This is a genomic window from Kitasatospora sp. NPDC096147 (assembly GCF_044763225.1).
In the GTDB taxonomy this organism is placed as follows: domain Bacteria; phylum Actinomycetota; class Actinomycetes; order Streptomycetales; family Streptomycetaceae; genus Kitasatospora.
The window spans coordinates 305055-322708 of the sequence record NZ_JBIWFX010000006.1; the positions used below are offsets into that span (position 1 = coordinate 305055).

At 72.0% G+C, this 17654-nt stretch carries 15 protein-coding genes; all 15 read left to right on the top strand.

Going from position 1 to position 17654, the window contains the following annotated elements:
- Positions 1–99: 99 nt before the first annotated feature.
- The 15 genes from lysA to atpB all read left to right on the top strand — a co-directional run bounded on the left by lysA (position 100) and on the right by atpB (position 17648).
- Positions 100–1491, top strand: a complete 1392-nt coding sequence (lysA, locus tag ACIRBX_RS21605; RefSeq protein ID WP_402298674.1) for a diaminopimelate decarboxylase — start codon at positions 100–102, stop codon at positions 1489–1491.
- A gap of 144 nt (positions 1492–1635) precedes the next feature.
- Positions 1636–2928, top strand: a complete 1293-nt coding sequence (locus tag ACIRBX_RS21610) for a homoserine dehydrogenase (protein WP_402298675.1) — start codon at positions 1636–1638, stop codon at positions 2926–2928.
- 8 nt (positions 2929–2936) lie between these two features.
- Entirely contained in the window at positions 2937–4022 is a 1086-nt protein-coding gene (thrC, locus tag ACIRBX_RS21615) for a threonine synthase (protein ID WP_402298676.1), read from the top strand.
- Positions 4023–4325: 303 nt separating this feature from the next.
- The gene (gene thrB, locus ACIRBX_RS21620; RefSeq protein WP_402298677.1) at positions 4326–5243 is read left to right on the top strand and encodes a homoserine kinase; all 918 of its coding nucleotides are present in this window, start codon (positions 4326–4328) and stop codon (positions 5241–5243) included.
- Positions 5244–5777: 534 nt separating this feature from the next.
- A complete protein-coding gene (rho, locus tag ACIRBX_RS21625; RefSeq protein WP_402298678.1) occupies positions 5778–7898 on the top strand; it encodes a transcription termination factor Rho in 2121 nt (706 codons plus the stop codon).
- A gap of 158 nt (positions 7899–8056) precedes the next feature.
- A complete protein-coding gene (locus ACIRBX_RS21630) occupies positions 8057–9151 on the top strand; it encodes an LCP family protein (protein WP_402298679.1) in 1095 nt (364 codons plus the stop codon).
- 146 nt (positions 9152–9297) lie between these two features.
- Entirely contained in the window at positions 9298–9525 is a 228-nt protein-coding gene (rpmE, locus tag ACIRBX_RS21635) for a 50S ribosomal protein L31 (protein ID WP_402298680.1), read from the top strand.
- Positions 9526–9642: 117 nt separating this feature from the next.
- Entirely contained in the window at positions 9643–10719 is a 1077-nt protein-coding gene (gene prfA, locus ACIRBX_RS21640) for a peptide chain release factor 1 (RefSeq protein WP_402298681.1), read from the top strand.
- 22 nt (positions 10720–10741) lie between these two features.
- On the top strand, positions 10742–11608 hold the full coding sequence (gene prmC, locus ACIRBX_RS21645) for a peptide chain release factor N(5)-glutamine methyltransferase (protein WP_402298682.1): 867 nt from the start codon (positions 10742–10744) through the stop codon (positions 11606–11608).
- A gap of 46 nt (positions 11609–11654) precedes the next feature.
- The gene (locus ACIRBX_RS21650; protein WP_402298683.1) at positions 11655–12302 is read left to right on the top strand and encodes an L-threonylcarbamoyladenylate synthase; all 648 of its coding nucleotides are present in this window, start codon (positions 11655–11657) and stop codon (positions 12300–12302) included.
- A 47-nt stretch (positions 12303–12349) separates the two neighbouring features.
- Positions 12350–12991, top strand: coding sequence for a protein-tyrosine-phosphatase (locus tag ACIRBX_RS21655; RefSeq protein ID WP_402298799.1), 642 nt, complete (start codon positions 12350–12352; stop codon positions 12989–12991).
- A 111-nt stretch (positions 12992–13102) separates the two neighbouring features.
- A complete protein-coding gene (gene glyA / locus ACIRBX_RS21660) occupies positions 13103–14362 on the top strand; it encodes a serine hydroxymethyltransferase (RefSeq protein WP_402298684.1) in 1260 nt (419 codons plus the stop codon).
- A gap of 169 nt (positions 14363–14531) precedes the next feature.
- A complete protein-coding gene (locus tag ACIRBX_RS21665) occupies positions 14532–15824 on the top strand; it encodes an MraY family glycosyltransferase (RefSeq protein WP_402298685.1) in 1293 nt (430 codons plus the stop codon).
- 300 nt (positions 15825–16124) lie between these two features.
- Positions 16125–16550 carry a hypothetical protein gene (locus tag ACIRBX_RS21670; RefSeq protein WP_402298686.1) on the top strand — a complete coding sequence of 142 codons (426 nt, stop codon included), beginning with the start codon at positions 16125–16127 and terminating at the stop codon, positions 16548–16550.
- A gap of 264 nt (positions 16551–16814) precedes the next feature.
- Positions 16815–17648, top strand: a complete 834-nt coding sequence (atpB, locus tag ACIRBX_RS21675; protein WP_402298687.1) for a F0F1 ATP synthase subunit A — start codon at positions 16815–16817, stop codon at positions 17646–17648.
- The last annotated feature ends 6 nt before the right edge of the window (positions 17649–17654 follow it).

Genomic DNA, 17654 nt, shown 5'->3' on the forward strand with positions numbered 1-17654 from the left:
TCGCACCAACCCCCGCGATTCCAGGGGGCGGTGACGGTCCGTCAGGACGCGTCACCGCCCCTCCTCGTAAGGTCGCAAGACTCGCTAAGGAAGACGCAGATGAGCCGCTCCGCCCACCCCGCCGGTCCCCGTCACGGCGACGTGCTGCCCGAGGGCCACTACCTGGCGCCCCCGGCCGATCTGAACGCGCTCGACCCGAAGGTCTGGTCGGCCACCGTCACCCGCGACGCCGAGGGCGTCGCCACCGTCGGCGGGCTGGACGTGAAGGCGATCGCGGAGGAGCACGGCACCCCGGCCTACGTGATGGACGAGGCCGACTTCCGGGCCCGGGCCCGGGCCTGGCGGGACGCCTTCGGGGCCGACGCGGACGTCTACTACGCGGGCAAGGCGTTCCTCTCCAAGGCGGTGGTGCGCTGGCTGCACGAGGAGGGGCTGAACCTCGACGTGTGCAGCCCGGGCGAGCTGGCGGTGGCGCTGGCCGCCGGGATGCCGGGGGAGCGGATCGCGCTGCACGGCAACAACAAGACCACCGAGGAGCTGGAGCAGGCGCTCAAGGCCGGGATCGGCCACGTGGTGCTGGACTCCTTCCAGGAGATCGAGCGGCTCGCCGCGGTGGCCGAGCGGCAGGGCGTCCGCCAGCCGGTGCTGATCCGGGTCACCGTCGGCGTGGAGGCGCACACCCACGAGTTCATCGCCACCGCGCACGAGGACCAGAAGTTCGGCCTCTCGCTGAGCGGCGGCCGGGCGGCCGAGGCGGTCCGCCGCACGCTGGCCCACCCGAGCCTGGAGCTGCGCGGCATCCACTCGCACATCGGCTCGCAGATCTTCGACACGGCCGGCTTCGAGGTGGCCGCCCGCCGGGTGGTCGGCCTGCTGGCCGAGGTCCGGGACGAGCACGGGGTGGAGCTGCCGGAGATCGACCTCGGCGGCGGCCTCGGGATCGCCTACACCAGCGAGGACGACCCGCGTACGCCGGCCGAGATCGCCGCCGCGCTGGCCGACATCGTCCGCCGGGAGTGCGCGGCGGCCGGGCTGACCGCGCCGCGCCTGAGCGTGGAGCCGGGCCGGGCGATCGTCGGGCCGACCGCGTTCACGCTGTACCGGGTCGGTACCATCAAGCCCCTCGACGGCCTGCGCACCTACGTCAGCGTCGACGGCGGCATGTCGGACAACATCCGCACCGCCCTGTACGACGCCGAGTACTCGGTCGCCCTGGTCTCGCGCACCAGCGAGGCGGCGCCGATGCTGGTGCGGGTGGTCGGCAAGCACTGCGAATCCGGCGACATCGTGGTCCGGGACGCCTTCCTGCCCGCCGACCTGACGGAGGGTGACCTGATCGCGGTGCCCGCGACCGGGGCCTACTGCCGCTCGATGGCGAGCAACTACAACCACGCCCTCAAGCCTCCGGTGCTGGCCGTCAGGGACGGCGCGGCCCGGGTGATCGTCCGGCGCGAGACGGAGGAGGATCTCCTGCGTCTCGATATCGGATAGAGAAATCCTCGTCTCAGATCTTGGAACGGCCGTAGATTCGTACGGCCGGTCCCGGAGACTGGTACGGACCGAATACCCTGCGGGCAACGGCTACCGCCGACCATGGAGCCCGCCGGAATCCCCGAGAAAGCAGAGCGGAGTCGGATGATGCGTACGCGCCCGCTGAAGGTGGCGTTGCTGGGCTGTGGTGTGGTGGGCTCCGAGGTGGCGCGCATCATGACGACGCACAGCGCCGACCTCGCCGCGCGGATCGGCGCTCCGGTCGAGCTCGCCGGGATCGCCGTCCGCCGGGCCGGCCGGGCCCGGGCCGGGGTGCCCGAGGAACTGCTCACCACCGACGCCGAGGCCCTCGTCGGCCGCGGCGACATCGACGTGGTGATCGAGGTGGTCGGCGGGATCGAGCCGTCCAAGAGCCTGATCCTGAAGGCGTTCGAGAACGGTGCCTCGGTGGTCTCGGCCAACAAGGCGCTGCTCGCCAAGGACGGCTCCGAGCTGCACGCCGCCGCCGCCAAGGCCGGCGTGGACCTCTACTACGAGGCCGCCGTGGCCGGTGCCATCCCGCTGATCCGCCCGCTGCGCGAGTCGCTGGCCGGCGACAAGGTGAACCGGGTGCTCGGCATCGTCAACGGCACCACCAACTTCATCATGGACAAGATGGACTCCACCGGCGCCGGGTACTCCGAGGCGCTGGAGGAGGCCACCGCGCTCGGCTACGCCGAGGCCGACCCGACCGCCGACGTGGAGGGCTTCGACGCCGCTGCCAAGGCCGCGATCCTGGCCGGCATCGCCTTCCACACCAAGGTCACCGCCGCGGACGTCTACCGCGAGGGCATCACCGAGGTGACCGCCGCCGACATCGCCTCCGCCAAGGAGATGGGCTGCGTGGTCAAGCTGCTGGCGATCTGCGAGCGGGCCGCCGACGGCGAGTCGGTCACCGCCCGGGTGCACCCGGCGATGATCCCGCTCAGCCACCCGCTGGCCTCCGTCCGCGAGGCGTACAACGCGGTCTTCGTGGAGGCCGAGGCGGCCGGTCGGCTGATGTTCTACGGCCCCGGGGCCGGCGGCGCGCCGACCGCCTCGGCGGTGCTCGGCGACCTGGTCGCGGTCTGCCGCAACAAGCTCAACGGCGCCACCGGTCCGGGCGACTCGGTCTACAGCCAACTGCCGGCCAAGCCGATGGACCAGGTGATCACCCGGTACCACGTCAGCCTGGACGTGGACGACCGGGCGGGCGTGCTGGCCCAGGTCGCCACCGTCTTCGCCGACCACGGGGTCTCGATCGACACCGTCCGCCAGCAGGGCCGCGAGGGCGACGCGTCGCTCGTCGTGGTCACCCACCGCGCCACCGACGCCGCGCTGTCGGCGACGGTCGACAAGCTCCGCGCACTCGACAGCGTGCGCGGCGTGGCCAGCATCATGCGGGTTGAAGGGGAGTAGGAAGCACCATGAACGCCGTAGTCCAGAGCGGTCACACCCACCAGTGGCGCGGGCTCATCGAGGAGTACCGCGACCGTCTGCCGGTCACCGCCGACACCCCCGTCGTCACCCTGCTGGAGGGCGGCACGCCGCTCGTCCCGGCCCAGGTGCTCTCCGAGCGCACCGGCTGCGAGGTCTACCTCAAGGTCGAGGGCGCCAACCCGACCGGCTCCTTCAAGGACCGCGGGATGACCATGGCCATCTCCAAGGCCAAGGAGGACGGCGCCCAGGCCGTCATCTGCGCCTCCACCGGCAACACCTCGGCCTCCGCCGCCGCGTACGCGGTGCGGGCCGGCATGGTCTCCGCCGTGCTGGTGCCGCAGGGCAAGATCGCGCTCGGCAAGATGGGCCAGGCCCTGGTGCACGGCGCGAAGATCCTCCAGGTGGACGGCAACTTCGACGACTGCCTCACCCTGGCGCGTGAACTCTCCGAGAAGTACCCGGTCGCCCTGGTCAACTCGGTGAACCCGGTGCGCATCGAGGGCCAGAAGACCGCCGCCTTCGAGATCGTCGACATGCTCGGCGACGCCCCCGACATCCACGTCCTGCCGGTCGGCAACGCGGGCAACATCACCGCCTACTGGAAGGGCTACACCGAGTACGCCAAGGACGGCCTGGCCGCCCGCACCCCGCGGATGTGGGGCTTCCAGGCGTCCGGCTCGGCCCCGATCGTGGACGGCGCCCCGGTGCTCAAGCCGCAGACCATCGCCACCGCGATCCGGATCGGCAACCCGGCCTCCTGGGACTACGCGCTGGCCGCCCGGGACGACTCCGGCGGTCTGATCGACAAGGTGACGGACCGTCAGATCCTGTCCGCCTACCGCCTGTTGGCCTCCCAGGAGGGCGTCTTCGTGGAGCCCGCCTCGGCCGCCTCGGTGGCCGGCCTGCTGGCCAAGGCGGAGGCCGGTCTGGTCGACCCGGGCCAGCGGATCGTCTGCACCGTGACCGGCAACGGCCTCAAGGACCCGGACTGGGCGGTGGCCGGCGCCCCGCAGCCGCAGGTCGTCCCGATCGACCCGGAGGCCGCCGCCCGCCGCCTGGGGCTGCTGGACTGACGACGCGTCAACGGACGGGCCGACCCTTTCGGGGGGCGGCCCGTCCGTGCCGCCGCCCGGCCGGGTGACCTGATCGAGTGCAGTCGATCACGGCACGCTTTCCGGCCAGATCCGGCAACACGGCAGATCGGAGGGGTGCGGGGTGTACCGCTGTGGAACCTCTCTTCGATAGTCTGGATCCAGCGGGCCGTGCCGCGCGCGGACGGGCCGTCCGCCGGGGGCGCCGATCGCAGGCCCCGCACACGTACCACCGCAGGCCCGCCCCCCAACCGGGCCGTCATTCCTCAGGAGAGTCCCACCACCATGGCTGGTCCCGCGTTCCGTGCTGCCGCCGTCCGGGTCCGGGTCCCCGCGACCAGTGCCAACCTCGGCCCCGGTTTCGACGCCTTCGGACTCGCCCTCGGCCTGTACGACGACGTGGTGGTCCGGGTCGCCGACAGCGGCCTCTCGGTGGACATCGCCGGTGAGGGTGCGGACTCCCTGCCGCGCGACGAACGGCATCTGATGGTCCGTTCGATGCGCGCCGCCTTCGACCGCCTCGGCGGCCAGCCGCGCGGCATCGAGGTGGTCTGCGCCAACCGGATACCGCACGGCCGGGGCCTCGGCTCCTCCTCCGCCGCCATCTGCGCCGGCATCGTCGCCGCCCGCGCCGTCACCATCGGCGGCCCGACCGCGCTGGACGACGACGCCCTGCTGGCCCTCGCCTCCGAGCTGGAGGGCCACCCCGACAACGTCGCGGCCTGCCTGCGCGGCGGCTTCACCATCGCCTGGACGGACGAGGAGTCCGCCAAGGCGGTCCGGCTGGAGCCCTCCGCCGAGGTGGTGCCGGTGGTCTTCATCCCCTCCACCGAGGTGCTCACCGAGACCGCCCGCGGCCTGCTGCCCCGGACCGTCCCGCTCGGCGACGCCGCGGTCAACGCGGGCCGCGCGGCCCTGCTGGTCGAGGCCCTGACGAACCGTCCGGAGCTCCTGCTGGCCGCCACCGAGGACCGCCTGCACCAGGACTACCGGGCCGCCGCGATGCCCGGCAGCGCCGCCCTGGTCGGCGCCCTGCGCGCCGAGGGCGTGCCGGCCGTGATCTCCGGCGCCGGCCCCACCGTGCTCGCCCTGGCCGACGAGGCCGGGGCCGAGAAGCTGCTCTCCTTCGCCGGGCCGGACTTCGCCGCGCACCGGCTCGGCCTGGACGCCCGGGGGGCCCAGGTACTGCCGCTGGACGGCTGAGCCATTCGGGTGGGCGGGCACGATTGACGGGAACGGGGCCGGGGAATGTGTCAGGGGGTCGGTAGTGTTAACCTCATTGCTGCACCAGATGCCCTCCGGGGTGCGGTGCGCCGCGTCCCGATCCCGCCCTCCCACAGTTGCGGCCAGTCCGCACGAGTGGGGCCTTGGCCGAACGGGACCACGATCCTCCGGGAGTCCTCCGCAGCGCGTACGCAGCCTGCCTGCGCGGATGCGGCCACATCCCGAAGCCGTGACGGCACCTGACTCCCTCCCACGGCCTCCCACGTAGCGCCGCGCCCGGATGGGGCCCGGTCGCCGGACCGCGACGGGGGCCCGGGAACCGCGGGCAGTGGGGTCGGCAGGTGCCCACCCGCGCCACTTCGCACCACGTGCACATCACAGCTCTTCCCCGACTGGCAGTAGCGCCATTCGGGGGATCACCGCCTCGGACCGGCGCATTCGCGCGTTGGTCAGGACAGCACAACCGGTCGCCGAGCCAGACAGGCCGACGTCCGCTCCAGGGAAGGACCCTTAGTGAGCGACTCCACCGATCTGATGGGCGCGCGCCCGGACGCCGAAGCGTCGGACGCCGCCACCGCCCCCGCGGCTCCGGCGCGGCGCCGCCGCACCGCCGCCGCGGGCCTGGACGGCCTGGTCCTGGCCGAGCTGCAGAAGCTCGCCTCGACCCTCGGGATCAGCGGTACCGGACGCCTTCGCAAGAGCCAGCTGATCGAGGCCATCAAGGAGAAGAGCGGCGGTGACCCGCTGCTCGCCGGTGCCGCCGCGCCGGCCGCAGCCCCGGCCGCCAAGCGTGCCACCAAGGCCGCTGCCGCCGCCGAGGCGCCCGCCGCCGAGGCCGCTCCGGCCGCCGATCAGGGGCAGGAGGCGGCTCCGCCGCGGGCTGCCCGCCGCACGGCCAAGGCCGCCGCTGCCGCTCCGGCCGCCGAGCCGCAGATCGACATCCCGGTGCAGGCCGCCGCCGAGGCCGCCCCGGCCCGGACCGAGCGCACCCGCCGCCGGGCCACCTCGGCCGCCGGCGCCCCGGTCGCCGAGGCTCCCGAGGCCGGCACCGTGGTCGCCGAGGCGCGCGAGACCCGCGCCGCCGAGGCCCGCCCCGCCGACGCCGAGGCCCGGACCGAGACCCGCCGGGACCGCCGGGACCGGCGCGACCGTCGCGAGGGCGGCGAGCGCACCGAGGCCGCCGAGGGCCAGGCCCAGGACGGCGACGGCCGCGAGTCCCGCCGCGAGCGTCGCAACCGCCGGGACCGCGCGGACCGCCCCGAGCGGACCGAGCGCGGTGACCGCCAGCAGGGCGGCCAAGGCCAGCAGCAGGACGGCGGCCAGCAGAGCCGTCAGCCGGCCGTCCAGCAGCAGCCGCAGGCTGCCCAGGGCGGTTACGACGACGACGAGTTCGGCGACGGCCGCCGTGGCCGCCGCGGCCGCTACCGCGACCGCCGGGGCCGCAGCGGCAGCCGCCGCGACGGCTTCGAGGCCGGTCCGGCCGAGCCGCAGGTCAACGACGACGACGTGCTGATCCCGGTCGCGGGCATCCTCGACATCCTCGACAACTACGCCTTCGTCCGGACCTCCGGCTACCTGCCGGGCTCCAACGACGTCTACGTCTCGCTCGCTCAGGTCCGCAAGAACGGCCTGCGCAAGGGTGACGCCATCACCGGTGCGGTGCGCCAGCCCAAGGACGGCGAGCGCCGCGAGAAGTTCAACGCCATGGTGCGGCTGGACTCCGTCAACGGCACCGACCCGGACCAGGCGCGCAACCGCCCGGAGTTCGGCAAGCTCACCCCGCTGTACCCGCAGGAGCGCCTGCGCCTGGAGACCGACCCGGGCATCCTGACCACCCGGATCATCGACCTGGTCTCGCCCATCGGCAAGGGTCAGCGCGGTCTGATCGTCGCCCCGCCGAAGACCGGCAAGACGATGATCATGCAGGCGATCGCCAACGCGATCACCACCAACAACCCCGAGTGCCACCTGATGGTCGTCCTGGTCGACGAGCGTCCGGAAGAGGTCACCGACATGCAGCGGTCGGTCAAGGGCGAGGTCATCTCCTCGACCTTCGACCGCCCGGCCGAGGACCACACGGTCGTCGCCGAGCTGGCCATCGAGCGCGCCAAGCGCCTGGTCGAGCTGGGCCACGACGTGGTCATCCTGCTGGACTCGATCACCCGCCTGGGCCGCGCCTACAACCTGGCGGCGCCGGCCTCCGGCCGCATCCTGTCCGGTGGTGTCGACTCGACCGCGCTCTACCCGCCGAAGAAGTTCTTCGGCGCCGCGCGCAACATCGAGAACGGCGGCTCGCTGACCATCCTCGCCACCGCCCTGGTGGAGACCGGCTCGCGCGCCGACGAGGTGGTCTTCGAGGAGTTCAAGGGCACCGGCAACATGGAGCTCCGGCTCGACCGCAAGCTCTCGGACAAGCGCATCTTCCCGGCCGTGGACGTGGACGCCTCCAGCACCCGCAAGGACGAGATCCTGCTGGGCAGCGAGGAGCTGGCCATCACCTGGAAGCTCCGCCGGGTGCTGCACGCGCTCGACTCGCAGCAGGCCATGGAGCTGCTGCTGGACAAGCTCAAGCAGACCAAGAGCAACGCCGAGTTCCTGATGCAGATCGCGAAGAGCACTCCGGGCTCCGACTGATCATCCGTACACCGAGAACCCCGGACCGCAACCGCGGCCCGGGGTTCTCGCGTCTTCCGGGGCGGTTCCGCATACGGGACTTATGGGTATCGGGTTCGCTTATGCTCGGAATGAGGTCATACCGACCAGGGCCCCCGGAGAGTGAGGACACGAGGCGTATGGCCGAGCACCGACGCAGGGTCGTCACCCGCAAGGTCCGACTACGGCGGACCGTGGTGTGCTCCGTCGCGGGGCTGCTGGTGCTGGGCGGCGGCGCCGCCGGGTACGCGTACTGGAAGCTGAACGGGAACATCAAGGGCGTCGACATCAACGCCCAGCTGGGCACCGCCCGGCCGCCCGCCGCGACCGACGGCTCGTTCAACGTCCTGGTGCTGGGCTCCGACTCCCGGGGCGGCGCCAACGGGAACCTGGCGGGCGGGAACACCGACGGCACCGCCCGGTCCGACACCGCCATGGTGGTGCACGTCAACCAGGACCACAGCCGGGGCGAGGTGGTCTCGATACCCCGGGACACCCTGGTCGCCCGCCCGGCCTGCACCTCCACGGCCGGCAAGCCGGTGGCCGCCGCGAAGAACGCGATGTTCAACTCGGCCTTCGAGGCCGGCGGCCCGGCCTGCGCGGTGAAGACCACCGAGCAGCTCACCGGGCTGCGGATGGACCACTACGTGGAGATCGACTTCGCCGGGTTCGCCGGGCTGATCGACGCCATCGGCGGGGTCGACGTGACCACCACGGTGCCGATCTCCGACAAGGACAGCGGGCTGCAGCTGGCGGCCGGCGCGCACCACCTGGGCGGCGAGCAGGCGCTGGCCTTCGTCCGCACCCGGCACGGGGTCGGCGACGGCAGCGACCTGGGCCGGATCGAGCTGCAGAAGCAGATGGTCAAGGCGGTCATGGCGCAGACCAAGAGCCTGGGGCTGACCAGCAACCCGGCCAAGCTGTTCTCGGTCGCCGACAAGCTGACCAGGTCGGTCACCACCGACTCCGACCTGGCCTCGGTGAACGCCCTGATGGGCCTGGCCGAGAGCCTCAAGGGCATCGGCCCGGACGAGCTCGGCATGGTCACCCTGCCGGTCGTCACGGCCCCCAGCGACCCGAACCGGGTGGTCCCGGCCGAGCCCCGGGCGAGCCAGCTCTGGTCGGCGCTGAAGGCCGACCAGCCGGTGCCCGCCTCGGTGCTGGCCGAGCAGCCCGCCAACCCGGCCCAGGCCACCCCCTCGGCCAGTCCGAAGGCGTCCCGGGCCAAGCGCTGAGCCGACCGGTACCGGATCGGAATATCCGGGGGCGGCACCCGGTTTGGGAAGATGCGCCCAGTCCTGGCAGACTGGTCCGTCGGTCCCGGTTCACGTGCGGCTGTCAGCCGCCGACCCGGTGCCCTCCCGAACTCTAGGAGATCCCCTTGAAGCCCAACGTTCACCCCGAGTACGTGGTCACCCACGTCACCTGCACCTGCGGCAACGAGTTCACCACTCGTTCCACCGAGACCACCGGCGTCATTCGCGCCGAGGTCTGCTCCGCCTGCCACCCGTTCTACACCGGCAAGCAGAAGATCCTGGACACCGGTGGCCGCGTCGCCCGCTTCGAGGCCCGCTTCGGCAAGAAGCTCTCGGTCAAGCAGGACGACTAGCGTCCGTACGGCGCCGGTCCCGGTCGTGCCCCCGCGTGGGGTGCGACCGGACCGGCGCCGTTCGCGTCCCTCCACCCCCGTCCCGCACACCCCACACCCCGGAAGTAGGCCCACCCGATGTTCGAGGCAGTCGAAGAGCTCCTCATCGAGCACGCCGGCCTCGAGGCGAGGCTGGCCGACCCGTCCGTCCACGCCGACCAGGCCAACGCCCGCAAGCTGGCGAAGCGGTACGCCGAGCTGACCCCGATCACCCGGACCTACCTGGCCTGGCGGCAGGCCGGCGAGGACATCGTGGCGGCCCGTGAACTGGCCGCCGAGGACTCGGACTTCATCGCCGAGGTGCGGGACTCCGAGGCCCGGCAGGCGGAGCTGACCGAGGAGCTGCGGCTGCTGCTGGTGCCGCGCGACCCCAATGACGACAAGGACGTCATCCTGGAGGTCAAGGCCGGCGAGGGCGGCGAGGAGTCCGCGCTGTTCGCCGGGGACCTGCTCCGGATGTACCTGCGGTTCGCCGAGCGGGTGGGCTGGAAGACCGAGATCATCGACGCCAACGAGTCCGACCTCGGCGGCTACAAGGACGTCTCGGTCGCCGTGAAGACCAAGGGGAACGCGGAGCCCGGCCAGGGCGTCTGGGCCCGGCTCAAGTACGAGGGCGGCGTGCACCGGGTGCAGCGCGTCCCGGCCACCGAGTCGCAGGGCCGGATCCACACCTCGGCGGCCGGCGTGCTGGTCACCCCGGAGGCCGAGGAGGTCGAGGTGGAGGTCCACGCCAACGACCTGCGGATCGACGTCTACCGGTCCTCCGGCCCGGGCGGGCAGTCCGTCAACACCACCGACTCGGCGGTCCGGATCACCCACCTGCCGACCGGTATCGTGGCGTCCTGCCAGAACGAGAAGAGCCAGCTGCAGAACAAGGAGCAGGCCATGCGCATCCTGCGGTCGCGGCTGCTCGCCGCCGCGCAGGAGGCGGCCGACCAGGAGGCCTCGGACGCCCGGCGCAGCCAGGTCCGCACGGTGGACCGCTCGGAGCGGATCCGGACGTACAACTTCCCGGAGAACCGCATCTCGGACCACCGCACCGGCTTCAAGTCGTACAACCTGGACCAGGTGCTGGACGGCGAGCTCAACGCACTGATCCAGTCCTGCGTGGACGCCGACGCGGCGGCCAAGCTGGCCGCCGCCCAGGAGAACTGACCCGGACAAGGGGTGTAGACGGATGAACCTGCTGCTCGCCGAGGTGGCCCAGGCCACCCAGCGGTTGGCCGCGGCCGGGGTGCCGTCGCCGCGCTTCGACGCGGAGGAACTCGCCGCCCACGTCCACAACGTCAAGCGCAGCCAGCTGCACACGGTGAAGGACGGCGACTTCGACGCCCGCTACTGGGAGGCGATCTCCCGCCGCGAGGCGCGCGAGCCGCTCCAGCACATCACCGGGCGGGCGTTCTTCCGCTACCTGGAGCTGGAGGTCGGCCCCGGGGTCTTCGTGCCCCGGCCGGAGACCGAGACCGTGGTCGAGTGGGCCATAGACGCCGTCCGCGAGATGGACGTGGCCGAGCCGCTGGTGGTCGACCTGTGCACCGGCTCCGGCGCGATCGCGCTGGCCCTGGCCCAGGAGCTGCCGCGCTCCACCGTGCACGCCTTCGAGCTGGACGAGGGCGCGCTCGCCTACACCCGGCGCAACGTCGAGGCCAGCTCCGACCGGGCCCGGGTGGTGCTGCACTCCGGTGACGCCACCCGCGCCTTCGAGGACGACCGCTCCTGGGACGGCCGCTTCGACCTGGTGATCTCCAACCCGCCGTACATCCCGCTCACCGAGTGGGAGTACGTCGCGCCCGAGGCCCGCGACCACGACCCGCAGATGGCGCTGTTCTCCGGCGAGGACGGCCTGGACACCATCCGGGGCATCGAGCGGGTCGCCGCGCGGCTGCTGCGGCCCGGGGGAGTGGTGGTCATCGAGCACGCCGACACCCAGGGCGGCCAGGTGCCGTGGGTGTTCCGCGAGGAGAGCGGCTGGACCGACGCCGCCGACCACCGGGACCTGAACAACCGACCGCGCTTCACCACGGCCCGCAGGGCCTCGCTGTGAAGCGCCACGTGACGACCTGTCAGCTTTCCGAGAGGGGACCGCACCGATGAGCCGCCGCTACGACTGCGCCGACGCAGCCGACCGCGAGACCGGGCTGCGCGAGGCCGCTTCGGCGATCCGCCGGGGCGAGCTGGTGGTGCTGCCGACCGACACGCTCTACGGCATCGGCGCGGACGCCTTCAGCCCGGAGGCCGTCTCGCACCTGCTGGACGCCAAGGGACGCGGCCGGAACATGCCCTCCCCGGTGCTGGTCGGCTCGCCGACCACCCTGCACGGGCTGGTCACCGACTTCTCCGAGCAGGCCTGGGAGCTGGTCGACGCGTTCTGGCCGGGCGGGCTCACCCTGGTCGCCAAGCACCAGCCCTCGCTGCGCTGGGACCTGGGCGACACCCGGGGCACCGTGGCGGTCCGGATGCCGCTGCACCCCGTCGCCCTGGAGCTGCTGAACGAGGTCGGCCCGATGGCCGTCTCCAGCGCCAACAAGACCGGCGGGCCGAACCCGTCCACCTGCGACGACGCCTTCAACCAGCTCGGTGACTCGGTCGCGGTCTACCTGGACGGCGGCAACGCCGACTTCGGCAAGCCGTCCAGCATCGTCGACGTCACGGGCAAGGTCCCGGTCCTGCTGCGGGCCGGCGCGATCAGCGCCGAGCAGCTGAGGGAGGTCGTCCCGGACCTGGAGGCCGGCAGTTGACAGCGGCCTCGCTGTACGGGGTCGACGCCGCCATACCCGGCGGTGCGCTGCCCGGGCCCGGGTACGTCACGGTGGCGCCCCGGCCGCTGGACAGCTTCCGCATCCTGTTCGTCTGCACCGGCAACGTCTGCCGCTCGCCGATAGCCGAGCGGCTCACCCGGCACGAGCTGGACGCCCGGCTGGCCGGGGTGGCCGCCGGGCGGTTCGTGGTGGAGAGCGCCGGGACCTGGGGCCACGAGGGCGCCCCGATGGAGGCGCACGCCGCCACCGTGCTCGGTGAGTACGGCGTCGCGGCGGACAACTTCGCCGGGCGCGAGCTGCTCGACGAGCACGTGATCGACGCCGACCTGGTGCTCACCGCGACCCTGGACCACCGGGCCCAGGTGATCTCGATGGGCCACGCGGCGGGCCTGCGCACTTTCACCATCAAGGAGTTCACCCGGCTGGTGCGGCGGATCGACCCGTCCACCCTGCCGGACCCGCGCGGCGGGGCCCAGGCCACCGACCGGGCCCGGGCGCTGGTGCGCACGGCCGCCGCGCTGCGCGGCTGGCTGCTGGCCTCCACCCCGGAGTCGGACGAGGTGGACGACCCGTACGGCGCGCCGATCGGGATGTTCCGCAACTGCGGCGAGGAGATATTCGACGCGCTCGACCCGGTGGTGACCGCGCTCACCGGCGTCTCCCGCTGACGGCGGGCCGGCGCACCGCGCCGCCCGGTCGGGTGCGTTGACGGGCCGTCGGGTACCGGCCGTCCTACGCTGGGGGTGCCGCCCCATCGCGCCGCCGCCCGGGAGCACGCCATGACCGTCACCTCCGATGTGCAGCTCTCCTGGGAGGCCCCCGCCGCCCTGCGGACGGCCGACCCCGAACTGGCCGACCTGCTCGCCGCCGAGGCCGGCCGCCGGGCCGAGGGCCTCCAGCTGCTGGCGGGGGAGAACCTGACCGACCCGGCCGTGCTGGCGGCCCTGGCCGGGCCGCTGGTGGACAAGTACGCCGAGGGCTACCCGGGCCGCCGGCACCACGCCGGCTGCACCCTGGCGGACGCCGCCGAGCTGCTGGCGGTGGACCGGGCCAAGCGGCTGTTCGCCGCCGAGCACGCCAACGTCCAGCCCCGATCCGGGACTTCGGCCATGCTGGCGGCGTACGCGGCACTGCTGCGGCCGGGTGACGTGGTGCTGGCGATGTCCCTGGAGCACGGCGGGCACCTGAGCTGCGGCTCCCGGGCCAACTTCTCCGGCCGCTGGTTCGACTTCGTCGGCTACGGCGTCCAGGAGCGGAGCGGGCTGGTGGACCACCGGCAGGTCCGCGAGCTGGCCCGGCTGCACCGGCCGAAGGCGATCATCGCGGGCGGCATCTCCTACCCCAGGCACCTGGACTGGCGGGTGTTCCGGGAGATCGCCGACGAGGTGGACGCCTACCTGATCGCCAACGTCTCCCAGGTGACCGGGCTGGTGGCGGCCGGGCTGGCGCCCTCGCCGGTGCCGTACGCGGACGTCACGGTGGCGGCCACCCACAAGCTGCTGCGCGGGCCGCGCGGCGGGCTGCTGCTGTGCGGGGCGGAGCTGGCCGAGCGGGTGGACCGGGCGGTCTTCCCGTTCAGCCAGGGCGGGGCGGCGATGAACGAGGTGGCCGGCAAGGCGGTGGCCTTCGCCCGGGCGGGCACGCCGGAGTTCGGCGCGTACCTGCGGCGCGCGGTGGACGGCGCACGCTCCCTGGCCGAGGAGCTCGGCCGGGCCGGGGCCGCTCCGCTGACCGGTGGCACCGACACCCACCTGGTGACCGCCGACGTCGGCGGCCTCGGCCTGACCGGCCTGGAGGCCGAGCGCCGCTGTGCGAGCGCCGGACTGGTGCTCGGCAAGTGCGCACTCCCGTACGACCCGGAGCCGGCCGCCGTCGGCTCCGGCATCCGGCTCGGCACCGGCGCGGTGGCCGCCCGGGGGATGGCCGTGGACACCATGGCCGAGCTGGGCGGACTCATCGGGCGGGTGCTGGCCTCCGGGCCCGATCCGGCGATCGGCGCCCGGGTCCGGGCCATCGCCGGGGCGCTGGAGCGGAGCTGACGGAGCGGAGAATCCGCGATCCGGCACCCGGTAAGGCGAACCGCGGTGCACGCGCGGCGCGTCCGACTCAATAAGGTGTGCTCCGTGACGACGACGCACCTCGAATCCCGGGCAGCCACGGGGGTACCTTCGGTATCCGACCGTCAGACCGTCACACCGGAGGCCAGTGGTGCGTGAGTATCTGCTGGTGCTGTTCGTCACCGCGGCCGTCACCTACCTGCTGACCGGCCCGGTGCGGAAGTTCGCCATCCTGGCCGGCGCCATGCCGCCGGTCCGGGCCCGCGACGTGCACCGCGAACCGACCCCCCGCCTCGGCGGCATCGCGATGTTCGGCGGGCTCTGCGCGGGCCTGCTGGTGGCCTCCCAACTCACCAAGCTGAGTGGGCTGTTCATCCAGGCGGCGGACATCCGGGCACTGCTCGCCGGGGCCGGCATCATGTGGCTGCTCGGCGTGCTGGACGACAAGTGGGGCGTGGACGCGCTGGTGAAGCTCGGCGGTCAGATGATCGCCGCCGGCGTCATGGTCTGGCAGGGCGTCACGGTGATCTCGATCCCGGTGCCGGGCGTCGGCCCGGTCGCGGTCACCCCCACCATGGGCATGATCATCTCGGTCACCCTGGTGGTGGTCATGGTGAACGCGGTGAACTTCATCGACGGCCTGGACGGCCTGGCCGGCGGGATGGTCTGCATCGCCGCGATGGCGTTCTTCCTCTACTCGTACCGGCTCTGGTACGGCTACGGGATCAACGACGCGGCCCCCGCCGTGCTGTTCAGCGCGCTGCTGATCGGGATGTGCCTGGGCTTCCTGCCGCACAACCTGCACCCGGCCCGGATCTTCATGGGCGACTCCGGCTCGATGATGCTCGGCCTGATGCTGGCGGTCGCCGCCATCTCCATCACCGGCCGCGTCGACCCCGACCTGATCACCGCGCAGACCGGCTCGCAGACCGCCACCGTGCACGAGCTGGTGCCGATCTACATCCCGCTGCTGCTGCCGCTGACGGTGATCGCGCTGCCGCTGGCCGACCTGCTGCTCGCGGTGGTGCGCCGCACCTGGGCGGGCAAGTCGCCGTTCGCGGCGGACAAGCAGCACCTGCACCACCGGCTGCTCCAGGTCGGGCACTCGCACAGCCGGGCGGTGCTGATCATGTACTTCTGGGCCGCGCTGATCGCCTTCGGCACCGTGGCCTTCTCGGTCCCCGGCCGGGGCCGCGCCCTGGTGCTCGGGATGGCCGGGCTCTGCCTGCTCGGCATCGTGGTGCTGCTGATGCCGCGGTTCCGCCCGCGCGCCCCGCACGCGGTCCAGGCCTTCGTGCCGCCCCGGTACCGCAAGGCGGCTCCGCCGCAGGTCGCCGAGGTTTCGGTCGAGGCCGAGCTGTCCGTGGAGGACGAGGAGCTGCTCGGCCGGCTCGGCACCGGTGCCACAGCGGTCGGCGGGGCCCAGCGGGGCCCGCGGGGCTGACCGGGCGTCGCCTGACGGGCCGTCAACTGCCGTCACCCGTACGGCGGCACGATTGCTCCCTTGGTGTGACAGGTGCCACACCTGCATGGTAAAGCTCTAATCAAATAGTTTGTGATACCGTTCACGAGTACCGAGTACACGCCGAAAGACCTGACAGGTGGAGGACTTCCGTCCCTGGTCAGGCTTCCTCGACGGGCTCGCCGTCGGGCGGCCGGGTCAGCGGCAGGGGTCCTCGGTGCGGTCCCACATCGCGTCCCAAGCGCCGTCCCCCGTTCTCGACATGCCGCCGGAGTTGCCGACATGCCGTCCCACGACGCCCGGATCCCCCTCCGCGGCGCCGCAATCTCCACTGCGGTCGCCGGGGCCGTCGCCACTGCCGTCTCCACCGTGGTGGTGGGCAGCAAGGGGTTGATCGGTGCCCTCTTCGCGACCCTGCTGGTGCTGGCGTTCTTCGCCTTCGGCCAGGTCGCGCTGGAGCGACTGACCAGGAACAACCCGCAGATGATGATGGCCGCCGCGCTGCTGGTGTACACCACGCAGGTCCTGCTGGTCGGCATCGTGCTCGCGGTGTTCAGGGACACGACGCTCTTCGACACCAAGGTGTTCGCCTTCACGTTGCTCGGCTGCGTTCTGATCTGGACCGGTTTCCAGGTCCGCGCCGGCATGAAGGCCAAGCTCTACTACGTCGAGACCGCTTCCTCACCGAAGAAGGACAGCAAGCCGTGAGCCGGCCTGCCTGTCCCTCGGTCGAGGGGGGCGGTGTTTATGCCGTCCTGACGGACTGCTATCGTCCGTCGCGACGAACGAGTACGGGAAGCGGCCAGGTCCCTCCGCCCAGCGGACGGATCGCCCCCCGGACTCAGACAGTCTTCAACGATCCCGCGGTTCCGTGCGAGTCCGCGCTGGGTTGGCGAGAGACCCACCAAGTTCCAGTGCCGCACCGTGGCCCCAGGCCGCGCCGACACACCGAGGTTGCCGTAACCATGCGTCATGACGAAGGAGTCCGTGGTGAGTGCTGAACTCACGTTGCTCGCCTCTGGGGGCAGCTGCCACTTTGATGACCTTGGCTGCGGATTCCCCGCTCCGGGCCTGAACGAGTTCCAGTTCAAGCCGATCTTCACGATCGGGAGCATCGAGTTCAACAAGCCGATGCTGCTGGCCTTCTTCTGCGCCTTCCTGGTCATCGCCTTCTTCTGGGCAGCCTTCGCCAAGCCGAAGCTCCTCCCGGGCAAGATGCAGCTGGTCGGCGAGATCGGCTACGACTTCGTCAAGCGGTCCATCGTGCTGGAGACGATCGGCAAGAAGGGCGAGAAGTTCGTCCCGATGCTGGTCTCGATGTTCTTCTTCATCTGGATCATGAACATCATGTCGATCATCCCCTTCGCACAGTTCCCTGTGATGGCGGCGATTGCGTTCCCGGCCGGCCTTGCCGCCGTGGTCTGGTTCACCTACATGTTCCTGACCTTCAAGCAGCACGGCTTCGTCGGTGGCATGAAGAACCTCTGCTGGCCGTCGGGCATCCCGGGCTGGGTCATGTTCATCCTGGTGCCGATCGAGTTCTTCTCGAACATCTTCGTGCGCCCCTTCACGCTCGCGGTCCGAGCCTTCGCGAACATGTTCGCGGGCCACCTGCTGATCGTGATGTTCTCCATCGCTTCCTGGTACCTGCTCAGCCCGAGCCTCGGCGCGCTGTACGGGTCGGTCTCCTTCGTGGTGACCATCGCCCTGACCGCCTTCGAGCTGCTGGTCCAGTTCCTGCAGGCGTACATCTTCGTGATGCTCGCCAGCAGCTACATCGCCGGTGCGCTCGAAGAGGCGCACTGAGTCCGC

What these genes read in the sequence shown, in the direction of transcription:
- lysA (WP_402298674.1), top strand. Translation starts at nt 100, where the DNA reads ATGAGCCGCTCCGCCCACCCCGCCGGTCCCCGTCACGGCGACGTGCTG.
- ACIRBX_RS21610 (WP_402298675.1), top strand. Translation starts at nt 1,636, where the DNA reads ATGATGCGTACGCGCCCGCTGAAGGTGGCGTTGCTGGGCTGTGGTGTG.
- thrC (WP_402298676.1), top strand. Translation starts at nt 2,937, where the DNA reads ATGAACGCCGTAGTCCAGAGCGGTCACACCCACCAGTGGCGCGGGCTC.
- thrB (WP_402298677.1), top strand. Translation starts at nt 4,326, where the DNA reads ATGGCTGGTCCCGCGTTCCGTGCTGCCGCCGTCCGGGTCCGGGTCCCC.
- ACIRBX_RS21630 (WP_402298679.1), top strand. Translation starts at nt 8,057, where the DNA reads ATGGCCGAGCACCGACGCAGGGTCGTCACCCGCAAGGTCCGACTACGG.
- prfA (WP_402298681.1), top strand. Translation starts at nt 9,643, where the DNA reads ATGTTCGAGGCAGTCGAAGAGCTCCTCATCGAGCACGCCGGCCTCGAG.
- prmC (WP_402298682.1), top strand. Translation starts at nt 10,742, where the DNA reads ATGAACCTGCTGCTCGCCGAGGTGGCCCAGGCCACCCAGCGGTTGGCC.
- ACIRBX_RS21650 (WP_402298683.1), top strand. Translation starts at nt 11,655, where the DNA reads ATGAGCCGCCGCTACGACTGCGCCGACGCAGCCGACCGCGAGACCGGG.
- glyA (WP_402298684.1), top strand. Translation starts at nt 13,103, where the DNA reads ATGACCGTCACCTCCGATGTGCAGCTCTCCTGGGAGGCCCCCGCCGCC.
- ACIRBX_RS21670 (WP_402298686.1), top strand. Translation starts at nt 16,125, where the DNA reads ATGCCGTCCCACGACGCCCGGATCCCCCTCCGCGGCGCCGCAATCTCC.
- atpB (WP_402298687.1), top strand. Translation starts at nt 16,815, where the DNA reads ATGACGAAGGAGTCCGTGGTGAGTGCTGAACTCACGTTGCTCGCCTCT.